Source organism: Pseudoalteromonas sp. T1lg48 (assembly GCF_002964785.1).
In the GTDB taxonomy this organism is placed as follows: domain Bacteria; phylum Pseudomonadota; class Gammaproteobacteria; order Enterobacterales; family Alteromonadaceae; genus Pseudoalteromonas.
On the sequence record NZ_PQCC01000021.1, the window covers coordinates 43,132 to 43,480 of the forward strand.

The window sequence follows — 349 nt, forward strand, 5'->3', positions numbered from 1 at the left end:
CCAGAAAGCAAAAAACCCGCTGCATAGCTGCAACGGGTTTCTTTAATTAGGAGCCTGGTGATGACCTACTTTCACATGGCAAATGCCACACTATCATCGGCGCAGTTCCGTTTCACTTCTGAGTTCGGCATGGGGTCAGGTGGGTCCAGAACGCTATTGTCACCAAGCAAAGCTGGTTACTAATCGCTGTCGCAATCAGTATTAATTCGGAAAGCTGCTCTTTATTTCAAAGCAATAAGTAATGTGTCTACTTCAGTCTTTAATTTCTAACTTCTAACTTAACAGTCTCACACCATTTTGGTGTTGTATGGTTAAGCCTCACGGGTAATTAGTACAGGTTAGCTTAACG

At 43.3% G+C, this 349-nt stretch carries 1 rRNA gene; it reads right to left on the minus strand.

Annotation, left to right across the window (positions count from 1 at the left end):
• Window positions 1-52 precede the first annotated feature (52 nt).
• Window positions 53-167: ribosomal RNA gene (rrf, locus tag C2M29_RS13595) — 5S ribosomal RNA — on the minus strand.
• Window positions 168-349 lie beyond the last annotated feature (182 nt).